Source organism: Kribbella swartbergensis (assembly GCF_054784135.1).
Map to the genome: position 1 here is coordinate 457,948 of NZ_BAAGPM010000014.1, position 22,797 is coordinate 480,744.

Sequence of the window (22,797 nt, forward strand, 5' to 3'; positions counted from 1 at the left end):
CGTGGGCCAGGTCATCGCCGGTGCGCTCGCGCTGGTGATCCCTGTCCTTGATACGGCTTCTCTGGCCGCCGCCGTGCTCACGGCGGCGGCCTTGCTGTTCGCCCTGCTGGTGGTCGCCCGTTCGTCGGCGCCGGCTTTCACCCCGGTCCGGGCGATCGCCACCTCGGTCCGTCACCGCGCCGAGGCAGCAGCCTTCCTCCGCCTCCGCGACCCCGACGCCGCAGGTCGCCCCCGCCCACGAGCCCCCGGACGGTAGCGCTCTCTCCCGCTACCCGTTCCTTCTCACTCGTGGAGTTCTGCTGTGCCTTCCTTCCTGGAGGCACCGGTCGCCGGTGCCTATCACCTGATCACGTCCCTCGTCACCGCCATCGAGCCGCTCACAGGCACGTACGCCGCTGTGCTCGCGATCGTCCTGTGCACCCTCGCCGTACGCCTGGTGTTGCTGCCACTCAGCATCCGAGCGCATCACGGCCTGCGCGCACGCGCCGCCCTCATGCCCGAACTGAAAGCAATCACGGAGCGCCATCGTGACAATCCGGAGCGCCTGCAGCGGGAGGTGGCGAAGTTGCAGGCGGAGTCGGGGACGACGCTGTTCGCCGGGTTCCTGCCGACGCTCGCGCAACTGCCGTTCTTCTGGTTGATGTACACACTCTTCTCGCGGGCGGTCGTGGCGGGGGAGTCGAACCAGTTGATCAGCGGCAGCCTGCTCGGTGCGCCGCTCGGTCAGCACTGGCCGATCCTCACCGGCACGCCGGCGTTCCTGGCCCTCGCCGTACTGCTCGCTGTGGTGGCGTGGTTCTCGGCCCGTCTGCAACTTCGCCAGCTCGACGAGACCGCGCCGGCCTTGACCCGCCAGCTGGCGCAGCTCCTGCCGTTCGGAACGCTGGCGACAGCAGCCTTCGTCCCGCTCGCCGCCGGGCTTTACCTGCTCACGACGACCACCTGGACCCTCGTGGAACGCAGCATCCTGCAGCGCTGAGCCTTCATTGCCCCGGGTGGAGGATACTGCTACGGTATTTATTAAAGGCGGTTTCATAACGGTTGGGGATCGATGCAGGGTGTACGAGCGGCCGCTCAGGCCGAGCGGTCGGAGAACCAGGTCGCCTGCTTGCGATTCCTAGCCGGCACCGACGAGGCGCGAACAGTCGGAGCGATCAGCGCGGAGACCGGCTTGTCGCGACCCACGGTTCACGCCGTCCTCGACGACCTCCTCGACGCCGGCCTGGTCGTGTCCACCAGCCCGTCGACCGTCGGCCCGGGGCGACCCGCGCGGGCCTTCCGATTCGCCCGGGAGACCGGGCTTGTCGCCGGCGTGGACCTCGGCCCGCGCGGGGCGCGGGCTGTCATCTGCGATCTGTCCGGCCGCCGGATGGCCTACACCGAGCTGCAGCGGGACGGGCATGTCGACCTCACCGCGATCCCGCGTGCGATCCACGCCGCGGCGAAGGAGAACTCGATCGACGTCGGGCGACTTCGTGCGGTCGGCGTGGCTCTGCCCGGCGTGATCGAGACGAACGGCCGACTGCGTGCCAGTCTCGCGCTGCCCGACCTGGTCGGCCTGCCGATCGCGGAGACCGTGTCCCAGGAGCTCGGCTGTCCGGTGGCAGTGGACAACGACATCAAGCTGGCCGCCCTCGCCGAGCAGCGCGGCGGCGCGGGGCGCGGGTACTCCGATGTCGTCTACCTCCAGATCGGCCGTCGGTTGTCGGTCGCGATCGTCCTGAACGGAGTCATCCGGCAGGGACGCCACCGGCTCGCCGGAGAACTCGGCGCGCAGCGCGGGATGCGCTGGACGCGGAACGCCCAGCGGGGGCAGTTGATCTGGACCTCGCAGCCGAGCGGCGAGGCCGTGCTGAAGGCGGCAGCCGCCGGTGATGCGGACGCCCGGGCGGAGATCGAGGACTTCTGCGAGCAGATCGCCGGTCGCATCGCCACCGTACTGCTGGTCGTCGACCCGGAAGTCGTGGTCGTCCGGGGCGGGCACCCGCAGCACAGCGGCGCGCTGCTTCGTCCACTCGCGGCCGCGGTCGAGAAGGAGTTGCTCTTCCCCGAGCGCCCACCGTTCGTCGCCTCGGCCCTGGGCCGGGAGGCCGTGGTGCTCGGGGCGGCCGGAAACGCGTTCGACCAGTTCAGTTCCGGCATCTACAAGGTTCACGACTACCCCAGTCCGTGGATCCCGCTCACGCACGACGGAGAGAGGACCAGTAAGTGAAGCTAGGAGTCAGCTCATACTGCTTCCGCGGGCTCATGGCCAGCGGCGAGATGGACCTGATCGGTGTTCTGGACTGGGTTGCGGCATCGCCCGCCGAGCATCTGGAGATCGCCGCCATGGACGGCGAGTACTTCCTGGAGCGCGATGACGTGGTGCGGGATGTGGCCGCCCACGCCGGCGAGCTCGGCGTACCGATTGTGAACTACCTGGTCAGCGGCGACCTGCGGACGGCGGAGGACAAGGAGATCGACCGCCTGCGCCGTCAGCTGGATGTCGCGCACCGGTTCGGAGCTCGCATCTTCCGGCACGACGTCGCCCCGTGGGCCTGGCGTGAGCGGGACGCGGGGGAGTTCGAGTCGACGTTCGAGCGGGTCGTGGAAGGCTGCCGTGCCGTCGCCGACCACGCCGCGGACCTCGGCATCGTGTCGACGATCGAGAACCACGGCTTCTTCATGAACGGCAGCGACCGGCTGGCCCGGCTCGTCCACGCCGTGGACCGCCCGAACTTCCGGGTCACCCTCGACCTCGGCAACGGACTGTGCGTCGGCGAGGTGCCCGGCAGGACTGCCGCCGGACTGATCGACATCGCCGCCTCCGTGGGCGTGAAGGACTTCCACATCCGCCGGTCGGCGGGAGACGGCTGGCTCAAGACGCTGGCCGGGGACTACCTGCTCGGCACCATCGCCGGGCACGGAGATCTCGACCTGGCCGGCCTGCTGGCTCTGGTCGGCACCAAGCCCGAACTGCCCGTGAGCCTCGAGTTCGAGGGCCTGGAGGCGACTCCGAACGCGATCGAGCGCTCGCTCACGAACATCCTCGAACTGGTGGGAGCTGCCTGACATGACGACCCGCATTGCTGTCATCGGACTGGGCGCCATCGCGACCCAGCACCTGATCTCGTACCAGAAGAACCCCCAGGCCGAACTGGTGGCCGTGTGCGACATCGACCGGACGCGGGCCAAGGCCCGAGCCGACGAGTTCGGTGTTCCGCGGGCGACCGACGTCGTCGAGGAGATCCTGGCCGATCCTGAGGTCGACGCCGTGAGCATCTGCGTGCCCAACCTCCTGCACGCGTCGATCGCCGAAGCGGCGCTGCGGGCCGGCAAGGACGTCCTGGTCGAGAAGCCGATGTCCGTGACGGTCGCCGAGGCCGAGTCGCTGGTCCGGGCGACCCGGGAGACCGGGCAGGCCCTGCAGATCGGCTACGTACGCCGCTTCGCCCCGAACGCCTTGGTGGCAAAGCGTTTCCTGGACGCGGGCGAGTTCGGTGCCATCTACGCCGCGCGGGCCTCGATCATCCGGGCCGCCGGCAATCCCGGTGGATGGTTCGGCGACGTCGCCGTCTCGGGCGGTGGGCCGCTGATCGACCTGGGTGTCCACATCATCGACCTGTGCTGGTACCTGATGGGAGCGCCGGCCGCGGTGTCGGTCTCGGGTGCGACGTTCTCCGAGCTCGGTGCCCGGGACAACATCCAGCACCTGTCCCGGTACCGGGCCGCGTCCGAGTCGCGGGTCAACAACGTCGAGGACTACGCGACCGCGCAGGTTCGGTTCGAGAACGGGGCGGTCCTCGACGTGGACACGTCGTACTCGCTGCACGCGCGGAACTCGACCAGTGTGAAGATCCACGGCGTCAAGGGCGGTGCGGAGATCGAGCCCGAGCTGCTGATGGTCACCGAACTCCATGACACGCTGGTGCACGTCCACCCGCAGATCGATTCGCTCGGGTTTGACTTCGCGGTCGGGTTCGCCAACCAGATCGATCACTTCCTGCGGATCTGCCGGCGGGAGATCCCGGCCGACGCCACGGCGGAGCAGGGCCTGGAGATGGCTCGCATCCTGACCGCGATCTACGAATCGGCCAGGACCGGCGCCGAGGTGCCGATCACTCGCTGACCAGGGACGACCCCGTCCTGGTCAGCTGACCAGGGCCGTGGTGATGGAGTCGGCGTTGGCCTCGAGCCAGGTCTGGCGGCGCCGGATCTTGTCGCCGACTCCATCGCTCCACATCCGCTGCCAGCCGCCGCCCAGGGACTCGGCGCGGTACTTCATCAGGTGCCAGGCGCGCTCGTTGAGAGCGATCGCGAGGTCCGTCAACCGGAGCCGGTCGGCTCGCGAGAGACCGTAGGCGTCGACGATGAGCCGGCACCGGCGAGGCCGGTCCAGGCCGCGGTACGCCGGGTCGAGATCCGGGTCGGGTCCGAGCGGCGCCCACCACAGCAGCAGGTTGACCACCTCGCGGGCCCGGCTGACCGGACGGGCCAGGTCGAAGTCGATCAGCGCGAACGCACGGCCGTCGCGGAAGACCACGTTCTCCGGGGTGATGTCCTGATGGCCGACGAGTTCCACCGGGTCGTCCAGATCCGGCAGGTCCGGTGGCTCGAACGGTGGCGGGAGATCCGGCGGGATGCCGAAGCTCTCGGCGGCGTCGTCGTACACGCGGACCAGGCGGGCGACCGAGAGCATCCGGTCCTCGTCGGCGATCCACGCCGGATGCGGCCGGCCGGCCACCTCGCCGTCGATGTAGCTGAGCACCTCGCGACCTGCCGAGTCCACACCGAGGAAGCGCGGCGCTCCGTCGAACCCGACCGATTCCAGATGCTTCAGCAGGGCCCGCACCATCCCGGATCGCTCGCCGGGCGGACGCCGTACCGTGTCGCCGATCCGGACCAGACCTTCGGTCACGTCCCCGCCGGCGAGCGGGATCTCCTCACCCTCGTCAGTCCACAACTGCATGGTTCCCAGAGCTTAGGGGAAGGGAGACGGTGAAGGTTGCGCCGTGCGGGTCGGTGTCGGTGACGGTGACGCGCCCGCGGTGGGCGGCGACCAGGGCGGCCACGATCGACAGCCCGAGTCCGGAACCTCCGGTCGAGCGGGTGCGCGCCGAGTCGGCCCGGTAGAACCGCTCGAAGACGCGAGCCTTCTGCTCGTCGGTCAGACCTGGGCCGGTGTCGCTCACCTCGAGGATCGCTGCACCGTCGCGGGTGCCCACCGAGACCGTGATCGGCGCGTCCGGCGGCGTGTGGTGGAGCGCGTTGCCGACGAGGTTGCCGAGTACCTGGCGCAGCCTGGCCTCGTCGCCGTGGACCACCGGAGCCTCGGAGTCCGGCAGGATCCTCAGCGAGATGTCCCGGTCCGGCTGTACCGCCTGGGCGTTGTGCAAGGCGTCCGCCGCGACCGGGAGCAGGTCGACCGGCTCCATCGTCAGCGGGCGCTGTTGATCCAGCCGCGCCAGCAGGAGCAGGTCGTCGACGAGCAGACCCATCCGCTTCGCCTCGTCCTCGATCCGCCGCATGACATCGGGGTCCGCGGTGTCGCCGCGCTGCCGGCTGAGTTCCGCGAAGCCCCGGATGGAGGTCAGCGGAGTCCGCAGTTCGTGCGAGGCGTCGGCGACGAACCGCCGCATCCGATCCTCCGACTGCCGGGCGGCTTCCTCCGAACGACGGGCCACGTCCTCGGACCGCCGGGCCTGGAGTTCCGACGCCGTCCGCTGTGCGAAGGCCGTCTCGATCTGGCCGAGCATCTGGTTCAGGGCCAGCGACAACCGTCCGACCTCGGTGCGCGGGTCCCGCTGCGGCACGCGCCGGCTGAGGTCACCGCCCGCGATCGCGACCGCCGTGTGCTCGACGTCCTCGAGCCCGCGCAGACTGCGCCGTACGACGTACGTCCCGACTCCCGCGAGCAGCACGAGCAGGATGAGAGCCGCCGCCGCCTGGACGCCGATCAGTCGCTGGATGGTCCGATTGAGATCGCCCAGGCTCTGGGAGACCATCACCGAACCCGAGCCGTCGTGCAGCGGCACAGCCACCACCCGCCAGGTCGCGTTGCCGGAGACCGCGTCGGTGTTGAACGGCTCACCGTCGAGGGCGCGGACCTGATCGAGGGTCAGCTTCGGCAGGTCCGGCAGCGGCTCGGTCTCCGCCAATGGCGCCCGGAACAGCGAGTCGTCCGGGGCGCCCTCGACGTTGGTGAACTGCACGACGATCATGCTCGGCAGAGGTCGGTGCCGGCCCGGACCCGGCCGAGGCGGGCGGTTGTCGGGTCCGGCGTCCTGCCGGAACTCCATCGCGGCCTTCGCCAGCTGGGTGTCGACACGATCCACGAGATAGCCACGCATGATCGTGGTGGCGATGACGCCGGACGCGACAAGGGCCAGCGCCACCAGCGTGAGCAGTACGACGACGATGGTGACGCGCAGCGGGTAGCGGTCGGTGAAACGCCGGTGGGTGAGCTGCATCAGTTGGGGCCTCGGGGAGTGCGCAGCACGTAGCCGACGCCGCGAACCGTGTGCAGCAACTTCGGGTCGCCGGTGTCGACCTTGCGGCGCAGGTACGACATGTAGGACTCGACCACGCCGGCGTCACCGGCGAAGTCATAGTTCCAGACCGCGGAGAGGATCTGGCCCTTCGACATCACGCGTTCAGCGTTCTCCAGCAGGCAGCGCAGCAGCTTGAACTCGGTGAGCGACAACTGGACGGCCTGACCGGCCTTGAAGACCTCGTAGCTGTCCTCGTTCAGCTCCAGGTCTGCATACCGCAGTACGGCGGCCTCCGGGGCGCTCTGCTCGCGGTGGCCGGACCGGCGCAGTAGCGCGCGGACCCGGGCGACCAACTCGTCCAGGCTGAACGGCTTGGTGACGTAGTCGTCTCCACCGGTCTGCAGACCGAGCACCTTGTCCTCGACGGCGTCGCGCGCGGTGAGGAACAGCACCGGCACGTGCCGGTCCTCACCGCGCAGCCGGCGGACCACCTCGAACCCGTCCAGGCCCGGCATCATCACGTCGAGCACAACCAGGTCGGGCTCCACCTCCCGCGCCTTGCGCAGCGCCTCGGCGCCGTGGGTGGCCGTGGTGACCTCGTACCCGGCGAACCGCAGACTCGCGGACAGCAACTCGACGATGTTCGGCTCGTCGTCGACCACGAGCAGATGCGGACTCATGCCTTCAGTCTGCCGCTGCCACCTGTGCGGAGCCTGGAAGGTTCCTGGCAATCAGCTGTGAGTTGTCAGCGCGGACCGCGGCCGAAGCCCCACTTCTCGCCGGCGGCCTGGCGGACAGTGCCGTCGTTCACCGAGGTGGCCGTCGCCTTGCCGTCGGCGACCACAGCGGACACCCACACGGTGTTGCCGGTCTTCACGTCGTCGATCCCGTCCCGGGCCGCGTTGACGAGAGTGTCCTCGGTGATCGTGTAGGTCCGGCTGTAGCCGTCCTCGCTCTTCACCGTGATGGATTCCTTGCTGACCGCGGTGACCTCGCCGCGCTGGGTTGCGACGGTCTGGTAGGTCCCGTCGTCCTTCTTCACCACGAACTCGCCGTGCAGGGCGGCGCCGACGCCGAACAGGCCGCGGTGCCCGCCCTTGCCGCCCGGTCCTGCCGGCTTGTCCGGCGAGGCCGAGGGGTTGGACGGCGAGGCCGACGGTGTCGGCGAGGGTGTCGGGTCCGCGGTGGACGATGCCCACGCGACTCCACCCGCCACCGTGGTGGCCACCACCGCCGCTGCCGTGCCGGCCAGTCGCCAGCGGTTGTCGACGAGCTTCTGGTACGACGCCATACTGAGCTGCCTTCCGTACTGCGTGCCGGGACGAGCACCCGGCACTGGTCCTCCCACCCTGTATCGGCAACCTTGGACCAGGCTCCGACGCGGCTGAGAAAACGCTGCCAATCGGCCAAGAGGCGGCGTGATCAGACCAGGAAGAGGACCGCGACCAGCCAGACCGCGGCGGCGAGCGACGTACCGATGAACTCGATCAGGATGGACAGCCCGGTCGCCCGGAGCGCGTGCTTGGTCGAGGTCCAGGCGTGGGCGTGGGTGCCGAGCCGCTGCCGCTCGGACAGGTAGACACCGGCGGGGAAGCCGACGAACATGCCGACCACCGGGATCACGAAGAAGCCGACGATGCCGAGCACCACGCCGGCGAACATCGACCGCCGGGGGACCCCGGACTCCCGGAGCCGCCGTTCCGGTACGACGTACTTCACCACCTGGCTGGCTCCGATCAGCACGACCGCGGCGGCCAGCACGGTCCAGCCGGTCGGGCTCTGCTCCTCCAGCGCCCAGACCAGGATCGCGGCCAGACTGAGGAGCGCGCCGGGCAGTACCGGGATGACGATGCCCAGGATGCCGACGAAGATCGCCACCCCGACCAGGAACGTCGCAACACTGTTCACGAGGCCCACTCTGCCGTAAAGCGAGCCCCTTAGGGTGGACACATGCCCCAGCTCCACGAACTGCTCACCGCACTCGCTGCTCCCTGGGTGGTTCTCTCGCCACGCTCCGGACAGCTCACCGGCACCGGAGCGGAGGGTGTCTACGCCCGGGACCGGAGGATTCTGTCCCGGCTCAGTGTCACGGTCGACGGCACGCTGCCGGTCCCGGTCCACGCGGACGAACGCAGCGCCTCGACCCACGAGTACGTCGCCGTGGTCGAGGGACTGGGTGATTCCCACCGCCACGACCCGACCGTGATGCTGTACCGCACGCGTAAGGTCCGCGCGGACGGCCTGACCGAGCGGATCAGACTGGTGAACAGTTCCCGCGAGACGGTCGAGTGCCGGGTGGACGTTGCCCTCGGCACCGATTTGGCCGGTACGGCGGCCGTTCGCAGCAAAGCCGCCAGAGGCCTGCCCGAGCTGAGTCCGGCGTACGACGGTCCGGGCCGGCTGCACTGGGACAACTCCGGGACCCGGGTGACCGCCCGGCTGCATCCCGGCGTGACCGCGACGCCGCGGCTCGAACCAGGGGAGGAGTTCGTCCTGACGATCGAGGTCGCGGCCGATTTCCCGAAGAGCACCACCGATTTCCGCATCGACCCGCCGGCGAACCGGACGCCGTACGACGTCGGCATCGAGTGCGACGACCAACGCGTCGGACGCTGGGTCAGCCGGTCCCTCGAGGACGTGCTGGCGCTGCAACTCGCGGCCGGCGACGACCGCTACCTGGGCGCCGGGCCGCCCTGGTACCTCACTCTGTTCGGCCGGGACTCCTTGATCTCGGCCGGCATGCTGATCCCGGTCGATCCCGAACTGGCCGCGGGAACGCTCCGGGCCTTGGCCGCGTGGCAAGGCACCAAGGTGGACCCGAGCGCGGCCGAGCAACCCGGCAAGATCCCGCACGAACTGCGGGCCGACGTCGCCGACCACGGCGGCGGCCTGGTCCTGCCGGCCGCGTACTACGGCACGCACGACGCGACTCAGCTCTGGATCATGACCCTGCACAAGGCCTGGCGCTGGGGCATGCCCGCCGACCAGGTCCGTGGCCTGCTGCCGAACCTCCGCCGCGCCCTCACCTGGATGAAGGACTACGCCGACCCCGACGACGACGGCTTCCTCGAGTACGTCGACGAGTCCGGCCACGGCCTGGCGAACCAGGGCTGGAAGGACTCGGCCGACGCGGTGCAGTGGCCGGACGGCACGATCGCCGAGGCACCGATCGCGTTGTGCGAGGTCCAGGGCTACGCGTACGCCGCGGCGGTCAAGGGAGCCGAGCTGCTGGAGGCGCACGGCGAGTCCGGCGACGAGTGGCGCGAATGGGCGGCCGCGCTGCAGGAGCGATTCCGTGAGGCGTTCTGGGTCGACGGATATCCGGCGATCGCGCTCGACGGCGAGAAGAACCCGGTCGCCGGGCGGGCGTCGAACATGGGCCACCTTCTCGGCACCGGCCTGCTCGACGCCGACGAGGAACTGGCCGTCGCGGACGCCCTGGCCGGCGACGATCTCAACAGCGGCTTCGGGCTGCGAACGTTGTCGACGGCAATGACTCGCTTCAACCCGCTCGGCTACCACACCGGCAGCGTCTGGCCGCACGACACCGCGATGGCGATCGAGGGTCTGTACGCGACCGGAGAAGCATCGCGCGCATCGTCGTACGTCGAGGGCCTGCTCCGAGCGGCGGAAGCCTTCGACTACCGCCTCCCCGAGCTGTACGGCGGCCGCGGACGACGCGAGGAGTCGACGCCGACGCCGTACCCGCTGTCCTGCCGTCCCCAAGCCTGGGCCGCGGCCTCCGCCATCGCCGTCCTCGTCGCCGCCCTCGGCATCGAGCCGGACGTCCCCGGCGGCACGCTCATCCTCAACCCGGCCGAGACCATGCCCTGGCAGTCGCTGAAACTCACCGGCCTCCGCCTGGGCGCCGACCGCCTGTCCCTGCACTGGCACGCCGGGAACCTGACGGTGCTGGAGGCCCCGAAAGACCTCCAGTACTGATCGGTCCGGTTCGTGGTCAAACCGTGAGTACCGCGGCGGCCGCGAGGGTGAGGTAGACGGCGGCGACGATGCGGTTGCGCCACGGGGTCGTCGTACGGACCGCGCGGAAGCGGCGGCCGAGTGCGTCGGCGGCCAGGGCGTAGCAGAGGTCGAGGGTGAGGCCGATCAACAGCGCGCCGAGGCCGAGCAGGAGCATCTCGTTGCGGAGTTGGCCTGCCGCGGCGTCGCGAGTCGTGAACTGGGGGAGGAAGGCGAGGAAGAAGAGGGCGGCCTTCGGGTTGAGGAGGTTGACGACGACGCCGTCGCGGAAGACGCGGCCGAGCGGCGCCGGTGGGACACCGTCGGTCGGCTCGCCGGCAGGTGCCTTGAGCATCTTCACGCCGAGGTAGGCCAGGTAGAGGGCGCCGGCCAGAGTGATCGCGGTGAACAGCGCCGGCGACGCCTTCACCAGAGTGGCCAGTCCCATCGCGGCCACGACGATGTAGACGAGCGTGCCGGTCTCGATCGCGAGCGCGGACACCACACCGGCCCGGCGGCCCTGGGTGAGGCTGCGCAGCGAGATGTAAAGGTTGTTCGGTCCCGGCATCCCGACCAGCACCACCGTCGCGGTGGTGAACCCCACCAGTTGCGCGATCCCCATGATCCGACTCCCTCTCGAACTGGACTGCCTTCCGGTACTAGCCTGGCCGCGCACGAAGCAGTCCACCCGAGCCAATAAGGGGAGAAGTGGACCGTTCTGGAGATGCTGCCGTCCTGGCCGACCTGATCGGCGGCCGGCTGACCGGTGGCGGCGGCGGCTTGTACCGGCGGCTGGCCGACGCGATCGCCGCCCTGATCGGCTCGGCCGAGCTGCCGGTGGGTGCCCGCCTGCCTGCCGAACGCCGCCTCGCCGAGGCCCTGGCAGTGAGTCGGTCCACGGTCGTCGCGGCGTACGACGAACTGCGCGCCCGCGGGCTCGTGGAGAGCCGCCGGGGGAGCGGTACGACGATCGCGCGGGCGGCGAGCCGGGGTCGTTCACGAGCGGACAAGCGGATGCCGGTGGGGTACGGCGAATCGCTGTTCCACCGGATCACGGTCGGCCCGGGCGAGGTCATCTCGCTCACGTACGCCGTCGATCCGGGCATGCCGGAGCTCACCGCTGAACTGATCGACCTGGCGACCAGCGACCTGCCCACGCTGCTCGACGACGTCGGGTACCATCCGCGCGGACTGCAGGTCCTTCGGGAGCGGATCGCAGAGCACTTCGACGAGGCGGGTCTGCCGACGTCACCCGACGAGATCGTGGTCACCACCGGGGCGCACCAGGCGATCGCTTTGGTGACCCAGATGTATCTGCGGACCGGCGCGGCCGTGGTTATCGAGCAGCCCAGTTGGCCCGGCTGCTTCGACCTGTTCGGCGCGGCCGGCGGGCGGGTGGTCGGCGTACCGCTGGACGATGCCGGCATCCGGCCGGACCTGTTGACGGCCGCGTTCGCCGAGCACCAGCCGGCCATGCTGTTCGTGATGCCGACGTTCCACAACCCGACCGGGCGGTTGATGTCGGCGAACCGGCGCCGGCAGGTCGCCGAACTGGCGGCCAAGTACGGCGTGGTGGTGGTCGAGGACAACGCGTATTCGGCCTGGGACCCGGCCGGTCCGTCGATCCCGCCGCCACTGGCCGCCTACGCACCGGACGGTGCCGAGGTGCTGACGATGGGGTCGGTGTCCAAGGCGGTGTGGGGCGGACTGCGGATCGGGTGGATCCGGTCGTCGCGGCCGTTGGCCGAGCGGCTGGCCCGGCACAAGGCGCTGGCCGATCTCGGGAGTCCGGTGATCGATCAGGCACTCACTGCTCGGTTGTTGCCGCGGCTGACGGAGCTGACGTCGGCGCGGGGACGGGTCGCGACGGGACGACGGAAGCTGATGGGTCAGTTGCTGAGGGAACGACTGCCCGAATGGGAATGGTCAGAGCCCGAAGGCGGGTCCGCGCTGTGGGTCCGGTTGCCGGACACCGATGCCCGGGTGTTCGCACAGGTGGCACTGCGGCACGGAGTCGAGGTGGTGGCCGGACGCGCGATGGACCCGACCGGACAGCACGACGACCACCTGAGGGTGCCGTTCGCCTATCCGGAACCTGTGCTGGACGACGCGGTAGCTCGGCTGGCCCGAGCCTGGCAGGAACTACGCCGGCACGGCCCACCACCCGACGTACCGATGGTCTGAACGTGACGGATGGCGGTCACCTGGAAGCTGGCCGCCTACCCCACACCCCGTAGTTCCTTCCCGAACGTGACGGATGGCGGTCACCTCGGGGGGTGACCGCCATCGGAGCCTCTATGACTTTGGCGCCGTCGTCGGCGCGTTTGTGAAGCTTGGGCTTACCGCTCGTCCTCCGCCGAGACGGCGGGGGTCGCGTCGAGCCGGCCCGTCTCGTCGTGGATGGTGATCGCGATGTTGCGCAGCTTCTCCGCGTGTTCCCGGCTGTGGTGGGCGCAGAAGAGCAACTCCCCACCGCTGGTCAGGGTGACACGGACGTAGGCCTGCGCGCCGCAGCGGTCACAACGGTCCGCAGCCGACAGGGTCGAACTCGGGGCGAGTGCTGTAGTCACTTGAGGCCTCATCTCATCTAGTTCCGTACTCACCAGATAGCAACATCCTGACATGCGGATCGCTTCCCGGTCGGTGCAGCGTGTCCGTATGTGAGACGAACCACCTGTCTCCGTATGACGCATCTTGACGAGGAATCGTTTCGGATTCGGGCGAATTGGTGTTTCCGGCGAGCGTCGGGCGTGTCTTCTCTCACTGTGCGCCATGACGTCGTCACAGCGCGCTCAAGTTCGGAGTGTCGTACACCACTCCGAATCGAGTCCGGATCGATACCTGCCGCAGCACCTATTTCTCCTCACGTCCTCACTGCTCCCGCAGTACCCCGGAGCCGTTGCCACCAACCTGTGGTGACCGGCACCGGTCACCGGCGCACTCAGCCCCGCCTACCAGGTTTTGGGGGTACGGCGGCATAGGGTGAGAACATGCGTTCGGACCGGGCCGGTCCCGCGGACGACACCGACGCGCTGCAGTGAGTTTGTGAACCAGTGAAGGAGCCCAGTGGCCGCCCCGACGCCTCGCAGTACCGAGCTCGACCCGACGTACAACGCCCGTCATCTGCTGGTCCTCGAAGGACTCGAGGCGGTGCGGAAGCGGCCGGGGATGTACATCGGGTCCACCGACAGTCGCGGCCTGATGCACTGCCTGTGGGAGATCATCGACAACGCCGTCGACGAGGCCCTGGCCGGGCACGGCGAACGGATCGACGTCGTCCTGTACAAGGACGGCTCGGTCGAGGTGAGGGACCGCGCCCGCGGCATCCCGGTCGACATCGAGCCGAAGACCAAGCTGAGCGGTGTCGAGGTGGTGTTCACCAAGCTGCACGCCGGCGGCAAGTTCGGCGGCGGCTCGTACAACGCCTCCGGCGGTCTGCACGGTGTCGGCGCCTCGGTGGTCAATGCGCTGTCCGCGCGGCTCGACGTCGAGGTCGACCGCGGTGGGACGGTCTGGACCACGTCGTTCCGGCGCGGGGTCGCCGGTGAGTTCGACGGCGAGGGCGCGAATGCGAACTTCACCCCGGCCAAGGGCCTGCGCAAGGCCGGCCGGGCGAAGAAGGGCGTGACCGGCACCCGGATCCGCTACTGGGCGGACCGGCAGATCTTCACCCGCGACGCGGCCTTCAACTACGACGAGCTGGTCACCCGGGCGCGGCAGACGTCGTTCCTGGTGCCCGGGCTCGAGCTGGTGATCCGGGACGAGCGCGGTGACGAGGTCACCGAGGAGCACTTCAAGCACGACGGCGGGATCAGCGAGTTCTGCGAGTTCCTGGCCACCGACCAGAAGGTCACCGACGTGATCCGGCTCACCGGCACCGGGAACTTCACCGAGACCGTGCCTATGCTCGACGACGCCGGCCACATGACGCCGACCGACGTCGAGCGCGACCTGGACGTCGACATCGCGGTCCGCTGGGGTGACGGGTACGAGACCGAGGTCCGCTCGTTCGTGAACATCGTGGCCACGCCGAAGGGTGGCACCCACGTGGCCGGTTTCGAGCGTGCCCTGGCGAAGAGCTTCACCAACGCCCTGGATGGCACCCGGCTGCTGAAGAGCGGCGAGGAGATCACCAAGGACGACGTCATGGAGGGCCTGACGGCGGTCGTGACGGTCCGGCTGGCCGAGCCGCAGTTCGACGGCCAGACCAAGGAGGTGCTCGGCACCCCGGCCGCCTCGAGGATCGTCGCGAAGGTGGTGCAGAAGGAGCTCGAGGCGTTCCTCACCTCGAACAAGCGCGAGCATAAGGCGCAGGCGCGCGCCGTCCTCGAGAAGGTCGTCGCGGCTTCCCGGACCCGCGTCGCCGCGCGTCAGCACCGCGAGCTGCAACGGCGGAAGACGGCGCTGGAGTCGTCGGCGCTGCCGGCCAAGCTGGCCGACTGCCGCAGCAACGACGTGGACAGGTCCGAGCTGTTCATCGTCGAGGGTGATTCGGCGCTCGGTACGGCGAAACTCGCGCGGAACTCGGAGTTCCAGGCGCTGCTGCCGATCCGGGGCAAGATCCTGAACGTGCAGAAGGCGTCGGTCGGCGACATGCTGAAGAACGCCGAGTGCGCCTCGATCATCCAGGTGGTCGGCGCCGGGTCGGGCCGCAGCTTCGACCTCGAGCAGGTCCGCTACGGCAAGATCATCTTCATGGCCGACGCCGACTCCGACGGCGCGCACATCCGCTGCCTGCTGGCCACGCTGTTCTTCCGCTACATGCGGCCGCTGGTCGACGCCGGCCGGGTCTACACCGCCGTACCGCCGCTGCACCGGTTCGAGCTGACCAACCCGAAGAAGGGTCAGGAGAAGTACCTGTACACCTACAGCGACGCCGAGTACCAGCGGAAGACTGCCGAGCTGATGAAGAAGGGCGTGCGCTGGAAGGAACCGCCGCAGCGCTACAAGGGTCTCGGTGAGATGGACGCCGACCAGCTGGCCGAGACCACCATGGACCCGCGCCACCGCACGCTGCGCCGGATCACCGTCGACGACGGCGAGGCCGCCGCCCAGGTCTTCGACCTGCTGATGGGCAACGACGTCGCCCCCCGCAAGGAGTTCCTCGTCCAGGGCGCCTACGAACTGGACGAAACCCGCATCGACGTATGACGCTCCGCGCGGCGTGAGTATGGAGGGTGGCATGGCCGGCGGATCGCCTCGGCTCGCGTGTTTCGATCTGGACAATACGTTGATCGACCGGGATGCGGCGTTTGTGGCGTGGGCTCGGTGGTGGGTCGAGGGGGCCGGGCTGGGGGACGAGGCGGTCGAGTGGTTGGTTGCTCATGACAACGGTGGGTTCACGCCCCGGGCGAAGTTGTTCGCGGGGCTGCGGGAGAGGTTCGATCTGAGTACGCCGGTCGAGGACCTGGTGGCCGCGTACGACCGGGAGCATCCGCCGTTCACCTGGGTCGAGCAGGCTGTGCTGGACGGGTTGGCTTCGTTGCGTACGGCGGGATGGCGGGTGGCCGTGGTGACGAACGGCAACGTCGTCCAGCAGTCCGGGAAGCTCGAGCACACCGGGATCGTGGACGCTGTGGACTACTGCTGCATCTCGCAGGCAGCCGGTGTCCGCAAACCCGACGCCCGGATCTTCGCCATCGCCGCCGAGCACGCCGGGGCCACTCTCGACGACGGTTGGATGGTCGGCGACCACCCGTCGTACGACGTCGCCGGCGGGCGGAACGCGAACCTGCGGACGATCCGCATCGGCTACCACCACGACATCGCCACGCCGGTCGCCGACCATCACTTCGGCTCCGTCCTCGAAGCCTTCCCGGTGATCCTCGCCAGTTAGAGTGCGGCGCGCAGTGCGGCGTGGGCGCCGCGGATGATCGCCTCGCGGTTGGCTTCGTACGTCGGGTCGGTCACGGCGGTCTTGTTGGCCGGGTCGAACGAGAGCACCGGGACGTGGAGGTGGCCGGCCGGCATCGACGGGTCGAGGAGGTCGCGCTGCAGGGTGTTGCGGTAGGCGACCTCGTTCGAGAGGTAGCCGCCGCCGGCGCCCTCCGAAGCGATCGAACCGGGAGTCGGCCCGAGCGGCTGCCGGACGGGCTGCGTCTGGCCGGCCGGGATCTCGAGGACCGAGGTGTTGACCCGCATCCGGAACGGCGCGACGTCGGCCTGGGACATCCGGGCCAGCGGAAGGCTCGAGGTCAGCCACTCGGGACCGGGCGGCATGCTGGGGGACACGACCGGGGCGCTCGTGGTCCCACCGCCCCACAGGTTGTTGTTGTCGCCGATCGAGCTGACCGAACGTCGCCGGCCGTTGAACACCTCGAGATCGAAGATGCCCATCCGGCCCTGGCTCGCGGTCATGACCAGATCGGCCCGTTGCGGTCCCGGGCGGTAGTGCGGGACGAGAGCGTTCTCGACCATGTTCTCGTCGAAGTCGGTGTACCTGACCGGGAAGACGACCGTCTGGATCTCGTATGTCGTGCCGTTGACCACCCAGCGCCGGCCGTCCAGGGTCAACGCGTTCGCACCGGACGGGTTGCCGATCCGGATGTCCGCGTCGAGGGTGAACGGGTCGAAGCCGGTCACCAGGATCTTGCGTACGCCGGGCGCGAACCGGGTGGCGGTGATGCCTCGGGAGGTGTACTCAAGTGACCGGATCAGTCCGGCACGTTCCGCCGCGGACAGCTCGAACGACGGTTGCCACTGCCGGAGGGCGAGGGCCATCGAGATGCGCGCCCAGTAGAGGCCGCGGTCGTCGGTGGCGGGCAGCGCGTCGGGCGTGGTCCGCGGGTGCTGGGCGCGATGGGTCGCCGTACGCCAGAGGGCTTCACCCTGCGCGCGGACCAGGACCGCGGCGGCCCGTGCACTGGGCGCCGCGCAGATCAGGCGGCTGAAGAGAGCGACGTGGCGGTCGAAGCCGGAGCGGCGGAGGATCTCGGCCGGCACCGACGCGCCACCGGCGATGCCGTTGTCGAGGCGCTGCTCCTCGACGGTGCCTTGAACACCGGTGTCGAGGCAGCCGGTGGCCGGAGCCGCGTGGACCGTGGGAGCGCCGGACAGGGCGGTGGTCAGAGCGATCGCGCCGATGAGCAGGGAGCGTGAGAACGAGCTGGGGCGGAGTCTCATAACGGCTGTCTATCAGATCCCGGGCCGTCCGCCGAGACATTCCGAACAACCCCGGGTATTGCAGACAGTATGCAAGGGGTTACCTTCAGAAGGCGGCGATCGCCCACGCCGCCTTGTCCGAGGAGACCACCGTTGAGCATCACACCCAGCCGCCGGCCGGCCGTGTCGCCCGCCACCTCGCGGCGCCGGTTCCTGACCACGGCCCTGCACACTACTCTCGTCGCCGGAGCGGCCGGCGCCGCGCTCACCGCCTGCGCGGATTCCGGTACGGCGCCCGCCCCGGCCGCGCCGTCCGCCGCGGGGACCAGTCCACCGAGTCCGCAGCCTGTTGCGGACGGCAACCAAGCGTTGCAGCGGCTGCTCGACGGCAACGCGCGGTTCGTCGCCGACCGCGGTGAAGACCTCGACGAGGGGATCGCCCGGCGCGTTGCCGTCAGCAAAGGACAGCACCCGTTCGCGACGGTGATCGGCTGCGTCGACTCGCGGGTCCCGATCGAGCTGATCTTCGACCAGGGGCTCGGCGATCTGGTCGTCGTACGCAGTGCCGGCGAAGCTCTCGATCACTCGGTGATCGGCAGCCTGGAGTTCGGTGTCGCGGAGTTGCACACGCCGCTGCTGATGGTCCTCGGTCACCAGCGGTGCGGTGCTCTCGACGCGACCATCAAGGCTCTCGACGCCGGCCGGCGCACCGCCGAGCACGGTGAGATCGGATTCCTCGTCGACACCCTGGCCCCGGCGGTTCGCCAGGTTGCCGGCAAACCGGGGGACCGCCTCACCAACGCGATCCACGCCAACGTCGATCTCACCCTCGCCAAGCTTCGCCGGTCCCCGGTCATCGGCCCGTTGGAGAAGTCCGGCAAGGTCAAACTCGTCGGCGCGTACTACGAACTCGACACCGGGAAGGTCGTTGTCGGCTAGTCGCACAGCTGGGTGCGGAGGGTTTCGCCGGACCACTGCACCCAGCGGTCGTGGGACCAGCCGCGGTCGCGGACGAACAGCAGGTAGAGCTCTGGGCTGAGGATGCCGTAGAGGATGTCGGCGGCTTCCTCGGTGGTCAGGCCGTCGCGAGCACCGGGTTTGCCGACCAATGCGTCCGCGGCCGCGCGTTGGACGACGTACCGCAGGTCCTCGTCCTGCGGCCAGAGCGTGGCGACCTCGGGGTCGTTCGCGACCGCGGCCTCGAGGACCCGCATGATCGGAGAAACCCTGGCCAGGACCGCGCTCGATCCGGGGACGTAGGCGGTCAGCAGCTCCTCGGCCGTTGCGGCCGCGATCGCGTCGGTGAACCACGGGCGGTCCATCGTGGCGACCGGCTCGGCGTCGCCGGCGATCGTGACGTCGACGAGTTCCTTCAGCAGTGCCCGCTTGTTGCCGAAGACGAAGTAGATCGTCTGCACGGCGACGCCGGCCCGGTCCGCGATGTCCTGGAGGTTCGTGGCGCCGTACCCGTCCTCGACGAACAGGTCCGTCGCGGCCTGGATGATCCGGCGCCGGGTCTCCTGGGCCTTCTCCGCGCGCTTGTTGGGTCGCTTGACAACCGTCATGACTAGAGTCTATCTCTAGATGTGTTCGCTATAACTCAACTCTAGAGAAAGTATCCAATCATGTCTCTCATCGCAGTGACCCGTTTCGAGGCCGTCGACACGGCCGAGGCGACCGAGATCCGGGACCGTCACACCGCACTGGTGCAGGCGGTCCGGGCGGCACGGCCGGGCCTGATCGAGGCACGCCTCGGTCGGCTCGACGACGGTCAGTGGGCCGGCGTGTGGCGCTGGGACTCGAAGGACAGCCTGCAGGCGGTCCGCGAGCTCGCGCCGAACCTGCCGGAGGTCAAGGCTGCCTTCGCGGTGGTCCGCGAAGGCAGCGCGGCGGTCGACGAGATCGAGGTCGTCGACGAACTGTGACGGATCAGCGCGTCCAGGGAAGCTCGGTGACGCGGAGGTTCGTGCAGCCGTAGGGGACGAAGGTCAGGTCTTCGGAGGCGGCGGTCGTGGTGACCGGGCTGGCCGGGGGCGCGGCAGCCGCGCCGTGCTCGAGCGTCCAGTCCGGCACCTGGCGTCCCTTGACCAGCAGATGAAGGGGCGACTGCGTGAACGGATGCTCGCCGACCGGTCGGCGTACGAGCCGGATGTCGTCCTGCTCGATCGCGTAGTTCCAGGGAGCCGTCGGGTGAACCTCGTACGTGGCGTGGGGTTCTTCGCCGCCGATCTTGGTCCACTTCTCGGGTACGGCGAGGGAGAACACCAGCGGTCCGCGTTCGAGCGTGATGGCGTCGGCCGGGCGGGGGACCGCCTTGATCGCGGCCGGCAGGTGCAGTCGTACGACGTGCCGTCCGCCGGACCAGTCCCGGCGTACCTGGTGAACGGTGCCGGCGGCAACAGGTTCGCCGTCGAGGGTCGCTTCGGTCGCCCACGCGGGGATCCGAAGGTTCAGCGGTACGACGCCCGAGCCGCTGACCGTGATCGTGACGTCGTCCTCGAAGGGGTACGCCGTGGAGACGTCGACCGACAGGTCGTCGTACTCGAACGAGCACGGCGCGTAGGACAGCGCGGTGAGAGCGCCGTCGTCGGCGCGCATCCAGAGGTGGGTGGTGAAACGGGGCCAGCCCTGGTGGCGGTTCGCTGTGCAACAGCCGAAGTGCGGTTCGAGGCCGAAGACGTTCGCGTCCGGACCGTTGTTGGTGTAAACCCGGTCCTCGGTGACGTGACAGATCACCTGGTTGGACTGCTGGACGTACTGGTGGCTCCATTCGTCCGGCGCCGTACTCGCGGGCAAGGCGTTGAAGGCGAGCCGCTCGACCCGGTCGGCGACCGCTTCGACGGCGCCCCAGGTCTCGAGCGCGACCTCGAGTGACGCGAGGTGCTCGACGACGGTGCAGGTCTCCGTGCCCTGGCTCGGGTGACGGCCGGCCAGGTGCTCGTCGCAGGTGAACAGACCGCTCGGCAGGCCGTGGTGTTCGTCCAACGCAGCCATCAGGTGCAGAAGGCGAGCCCGCTGGTCGACGGTCGGGTCATGACGCCACCAGACCGGCATGGCTTTTAAACCCATCGCGACGTTGACGCCGTGGGACGACAGGTAGACGTCGTTCATCCAGTTGCCGTTGTGCTCCTGCTTCATCGCCAGCAGCGTTGCCTCCGGCACCTTCTCCCGAAACGGCAGGTCGTCGGCGTACGTGAACCAGTCGAAGCCCTGCTTCCTGCACTTGTCCGCCAGCGGGAGCAGCCACTCCTCGCCGGTCAGGTCGTGCAGTTGGTTGACGACCCAGACGATGTCCGTCCATCGCGACCGCGCCCACTCCTGCAGCGGCCAATCGTCCAGGAGTACGTCGAGCAGCCGGAGGAACCGCAGCGCTGCCGGGACCACGCGGTTGTCGCCGGTCGCGTCGAGGTGCTGCAGGAGGGCTTTGAGCACGATGATCCGCGGCCAGACGTCGTGGTCGGCGTAGGTCGCCTCACCCGAGCGCGGCCCGAACCAGCCGTCCGGGTGCTGGTGCGCGAGGATGTGGTCGACCCAGCGCCGAACCTTCGCCTTCAGCCGCTCGTCGTCGAGCAGGTACGCGATGCCGGTGATGCCGTCGAGCCAGTACGGCCCGCGTTCCCAGCCTTCGGCGTCACCGCCGATCCAGCCGCTGCGCGCGACGTCGGGCCAGAACTCGTCCAGGTGCCCGGCCATCCCGTAGGCCTGCAGGCGCAGCCGCTCCAGCAGCCACCCGGCCGGCCGGAGAGTTGCCAGCGGCAACGGGCGGAGCGCCGGCGGGCTGAGGGTGGGGGCCGCCATCAGACGATCTGGGTGAGCCGGCCGGTGTCGACGTCGTACATGAAGCCGCCGACCAGGATGTCCTCGCCGATCAGCGGGTGCTCGCGGACGGCGGTGACGTCGTGGCGCAGCGCCTCGAGCTGGTCGGGGATGACGTGGATCGGCAGGTAGCCGGCCGGCTTGCCCGCGGCGGCCTCGACCTTGGCGCGCAGCTCGCCCTCGGACATCGCGGCCATCGCGCAGCGGGTGTGCGGGATGACCATGATGCGGCGGACGCCGAGCAGCTGGACGCCGAGCACGAGCCCGGTCAGGGTGACCTCGGTGACCCGGCCGCCCGCGCTGCGCAGGACCTTCGCGTCACCGGGCTTGAGCCCGAGCATCTCCAGTGGCGGGATGCGCGAGTCCATACAGGTGACGACTCCGATGCCGGCGTGGGCGATACCGTCGAAGCCGCCGTAGGCGAAGTCGGCGGCGTAGTCGGCGTTGGCCGCCAGCAGGTCCTCGAATCCGCTGGTCGTCATCGGGCATCACCCGGCACTGGTGTTCCGGCATGCAGGATCGACATGGCGAACGGCTCCTTTCCGCAGGACTCCGGACGAGGTGGATCGGCGGGTGCGCTGGTGACCGGGACGGTCCAGGAGCGGCCGTCGCGATGGACGACAGTGACGGTCCCGAGGTCCTCGCCCACGACACTGAGGGCGTCCAGCGCGAGCTCGCCGGTCAATCGGCGTACGGCGATTTCCGCGGCCTGACCGCGTTTGGTCCACGTCGACCGGCCACGCAGCCCGGTCAGCACGGTCTCGCCGCGAGCCGCTGCCTCCAGCACCGCGACCGCGGTCTGGGGAGTCAGGTGACCGTGCATCGTGCCGGCGGGCAGCAAGGTCGCGGTCGGGGCGAACCGGTGCCCGCCGAGGTGGTTCGCCTCCCAGACCCGGCCGGGCGCGACCGCGGCGAGCGCGGTGACCAACGGCCGTCCGAGCAGGGCGCAGCATTCGTCCCGCTTCCCGTTCGTGCAGACCAGCATCACCGGCTCGTCGACGGCGGTCAGTGCGGGGAACGACTGGACGACGGCATCCAGGTCGCCTCGGCCGACCGCGCTCAGGTCCAGACCGCGCAGCTCGAGCGGGTCGGTCACGGCGGCACCGAGCAGCCAGGTCCGGCCGGGTGTGGTCGAGGCGACGTACACCTGATGGGACCGGACGACCGTGTCCGGGTGCCGGCCGGGGGAGCGGATCAGCCCGAACCGGACGTCCGCCTTCTTGCAGGCCTCGTCGATCGCGCCACCGAACTCGGGGTCGAGATGACTTTGCGTCGGCGCCTTCGCACCCCATGGACCGGGTTGCTCGACGACAAGCCAGCCGCCGGCGACCACCGCCGTACCGGGGAGCGGCTCACGCAACTCGCGGCAGAACGTCGAACACAGCCCGGCCCGGCCGGTCGCGTCGAGTTTCGCGGTCACGCCTTCACCGTACGACAGTCGAGCCGGGTG

23 protein-coding genes are annotated in these 22,797 nt (G+C 69.5%); 11 read left to right on the plus strand and 12 right to left on the minus strand.

Annotated features, from left to right (window positions below; translation table 11 throughout):
- Position 1 precedes the first annotated feature (1 nt).
- The 5 genes from ACYVOK_RS09105 (at position 2) to ACYVOK_RS09125 (ending at position 4,108) form a co-directional block, all read left to right on the plus strand.
- A complete protein-coding gene (locus ACYVOK_RS09105; protein WP_460661837.1) occupies positions 2-256 on the plus strand; it encodes a DUF6412 domain-containing protein in 255 nt (84 codons plus the stop codon).
- Between the two features lie 45 nt (positions 257-301).
- Positions 302-979 (plus strand): YidC/Oxa1 family membrane protein insertase, encoded by a 678-nt coding sequence (locus ACYVOK_RS09110; RefSeq protein ID WP_460661838.1) that lies wholly within the window; start codon positions 302-304, stop codon positions 977-979.
- A gap of 72 nt (positions 980-1,051) precedes the next feature.
- Positions 1,052-2,212, plus strand: coding sequence for an ROK family transcriptional regulator (locus tag ACYVOK_RS09115; RefSeq protein WP_460661839.1), 1,161 nt, complete (start codon positions 1,052-1,054; stop codon positions 2,210-2,212).
- Positions 2,213-2,247: 35 nt separating this feature from the next.
- Positions 2,248-3,051: a sugar phosphate isomerase/epimerase family protein gene (locus ACYVOK_RS09120; RefSeq protein ID WP_460661840.1), complete on the plus strand. Its 804-nt coding sequence runs from the start codon at positions 2,248-2,250 to the stop codon at positions 3,049-3,051.
- 1 nt (position 3,052) lies between these two features.
- Entirely contained in the window at positions 3,053-4,108 is a 1,056-nt protein-coding gene (locus ACYVOK_RS09125) for a Gfo/Idh/MocA family protein (protein ID WP_460661841.1), read from the plus strand.
- A gap of 21 nt (positions 4,109-4,129) precedes the next feature.
- Here ACYVOK_RS09125 and ACYVOK_RS09130 read toward each other — a convergent pair whose 3' ends face one another.
- The 5 genes from ACYVOK_RS09130 to ACYVOK_RS09150 form a co-directional block, all read right to left on the minus strand.
- Positions 4,130-4,948 carry a phosphotransferase gene (locus ACYVOK_RS09130; protein WP_460661842.1) on the minus strand — a complete coding sequence of 273 codons (819 nt, stop codon included), beginning with the start codon at positions 4,946-4,948 and terminating at the stop codon, positions 4,130-4,132.
- On the minus strand, positions 4,932-6,449 hold the full coding sequence (locus ACYVOK_RS09135; protein ID WP_460661843.1) for a sensor histidine kinase: 1,518 nt from the start codon (positions 6,447-6,449) through the stop codon (positions 4,932-4,934). Before ACYVOK_RS09135 ends, ACYVOK_RS09130 begins: the two co-directional genes overlap by 17 nt.
- Positions 6,449-7,150: a response regulator transcription factor gene (locus ACYVOK_RS09140; protein ID WP_460661844.1), complete on the minus strand. Its 702-nt coding sequence runs from the start codon at positions 7,148-7,150 to the stop codon at positions 6,449-6,451. The genes ACYVOK_RS09135 and ACYVOK_RS09140 overlap by 1 nt, the downstream gene beginning before the upstream one ends.
- A gap of 65 nt (positions 7,151-7,215) precedes the next feature.
- On the minus strand, positions 7,216-7,761 hold the full coding sequence (locus ACYVOK_RS09145) for a hypothetical protein (protein ID WP_460661845.1): 546 nt from the start codon (positions 7,759-7,761) through the stop codon (positions 7,216-7,218).
- 131 nt (positions 7,762-7,892) lie between these two features.
- Positions 7,893-8,378: a DUF456 domain-containing protein gene (locus tag ACYVOK_RS09150; RefSeq protein WP_460661846.1), complete on the minus strand. Its 486-nt coding sequence runs from the start codon at positions 8,376-8,378 to the stop codon at positions 7,893-7,895.
- Between the two features lie 42 nt (positions 8,379-8,420).
- On the opposite strand from ACYVOK_RS09150, the gene ACYVOK_RS09155 reads away from it, so the two are divergent.
- Positions 8,421-10,412, plus strand: a complete 1,992-nt coding sequence (locus ACYVOK_RS09155; protein WP_460661847.1) for an amylo-alpha-1,6-glucosidase — start codon at positions 8,421-8,423, stop codon at positions 10,410-10,412.
- A gap of 16 nt (positions 10,413-10,428) precedes the next feature.
- On the opposite strand, the gene ACYVOK_RS09160 is transcribed toward ACYVOK_RS09155, so the two are convergent.
- The gene (locus ACYVOK_RS09160; protein WP_460661848.1) at positions 10,429-11,052 is read right to left on the minus strand and encodes a LysE family translocator; all 624 of its coding nucleotides are present in this window, start codon (positions 11,050-11,052) and stop codon (positions 10,429-10,431) included.
- Positions 11,053-11,138: 86 nt separating this feature from the next.
- On the opposite strand from ACYVOK_RS09160, the gene ACYVOK_RS09165 reads away from it, so the two are divergent.
- The gene (locus tag ACYVOK_RS09165) at positions 11,139-12,614 is read left to right on the plus strand and encodes an aminotransferase-like domain-containing protein (RefSeq protein WP_460661849.1); all 1,476 of its coding nucleotides are present in this window, start codon (positions 11,139-11,141) and stop codon (positions 12,612-12,614) included.
- Positions 12,615-12,769: 155 nt separating this feature from the next.
- On the opposite strand, the gene ACYVOK_RS09170 is transcribed toward ACYVOK_RS09165, so the two are convergent.
- Positions 12,770-13,012: a DUF7455 domain-containing protein gene (locus ACYVOK_RS09170; RefSeq protein ID WP_460661850.1), complete on the minus strand. Its 243-nt coding sequence runs from the start codon at positions 13,010-13,012 to the stop codon at positions 12,770-12,772.
- Positions 13,013-13,496: 484 nt separating this feature from the next.
- Between ACYVOK_RS09170 and ACYVOK_RS09175 the strand changes: the two genes are divergently transcribed.
- Together ACYVOK_RS09175 and ACYVOK_RS09180 are read left to right on the plus strand one after the other, a co-directional pair.
- Positions 13,497-15,581, plus strand: coding sequence for a DNA gyrase/topoisomerase IV subunit B (locus tag ACYVOK_RS09175; protein WP_460661851.1), 2,085 nt, complete (start codon positions 13,497-13,499; stop codon positions 15,579-15,581).
- Positions 15,582-15,612: 31 nt separating this feature from the next.
- Positions 15,613-16,266, plus strand: coding sequence for an HAD family hydrolase (locus tag ACYVOK_RS09180; protein ID WP_460661852.1), 654 nt, complete (start codon positions 15,613-15,615; stop codon positions 16,264-16,266).
- Here ACYVOK_RS09180 and ACYVOK_RS09185 read toward each other — a convergent pair.
- Complete coding sequence (locus ACYVOK_RS09185) at positions 16,263-17,552, minus strand: pyroglutamyl-peptidase I (RefSeq protein WP_460661853.1); 1,290 nt, start codon at positions 17,550-17,552, stop codon at positions 16,263-16,265. The genes ACYVOK_RS09180 and ACYVOK_RS09185 overlap by 4 nt on opposite strands.
- 132 nt (positions 17,553-17,684) lie before the next feature.
- On the opposite strand from ACYVOK_RS09185, the gene ACYVOK_RS09190 reads away from it, so the two are divergent.
- Positions 17,685-18,470 carry a carbonic anhydrase gene (locus tag ACYVOK_RS09190; protein WP_460661854.1) on the plus strand — a complete coding sequence of 262 codons (786 nt, stop codon included), beginning with the start codon at positions 17,685-17,687 and terminating at the stop codon, positions 18,468-18,470.
- Here ACYVOK_RS09190 and ACYVOK_RS09195 read toward each other — a convergent pair.
- Positions 18,467-19,096 (minus strand): TetR/AcrR family transcriptional regulator, encoded by a 630-nt coding sequence (locus ACYVOK_RS09195; protein WP_460661855.1) that lies wholly within the window; start codon positions 19,094-19,096, stop codon positions 18,467-18,469. The two genes, ACYVOK_RS09190 and ACYVOK_RS09195, sit on opposite strands and share 4 nt — an antisense overlap.
- Before the next feature lie 60 nt (positions 19,097-19,156).
- On the opposite strand from ACYVOK_RS09195, the gene ACYVOK_RS09200 reads away from it, so the two are divergent.
- Positions 19,157-19,456, plus strand: a complete 300-nt coding sequence (locus ACYVOK_RS09200) for an antibiotic biosynthesis monooxygenase (RefSeq protein WP_460661856.1) — start codon at positions 19,157-19,159, stop codon at positions 19,454-19,456.
- A 4-nt stretch (positions 19,457-19,460) separates the two neighbouring features.
- Here the strand turns inward: ACYVOK_RS09200 and ACYVOK_RS09205 are convergent, their stop codons facing one another.
- Genes ACYVOK_RS09205 through ACYVOK_RS09215 form a run of 3 tightly spaced genes read right to left on the minus strand, consistent with a single transcriptional unit; the run spans position 19,461 to position 22,767 of the window.
- The gene (locus ACYVOK_RS09205; protein ID WP_460661857.1) at positions 19,461-21,329 is read right to left on the minus strand and encodes a beta-L-arabinofuranosidase domain-containing protein; all 1,869 of its coding nucleotides are present in this window, start codon (positions 21,327-21,329) and stop codon (positions 19,461-19,463) included.
- Positions 21,329-21,829, minus strand: a complete 501-nt coding sequence (locus ACYVOK_RS09210; RefSeq protein ID WP_460661858.1) for a beta-class carbonic anhydrase — start codon at positions 21,827-21,829, stop codon at positions 21,329-21,331. The genes ACYVOK_RS09205 and ACYVOK_RS09210 overlap by 1 nt, the downstream gene beginning before the upstream one ends.
- Entirely contained in the window at positions 21,826-22,767 is a 942-nt protein-coding gene (locus tag ACYVOK_RS09215; protein WP_460661859.1) for a sucrase ferredoxin, read from the minus strand. The genes ACYVOK_RS09210 and ACYVOK_RS09215 overlap by 4 nt, the downstream gene beginning before the upstream one ends.
- Positions 22,768-22,797: the final 30 nt, after the last annotated feature.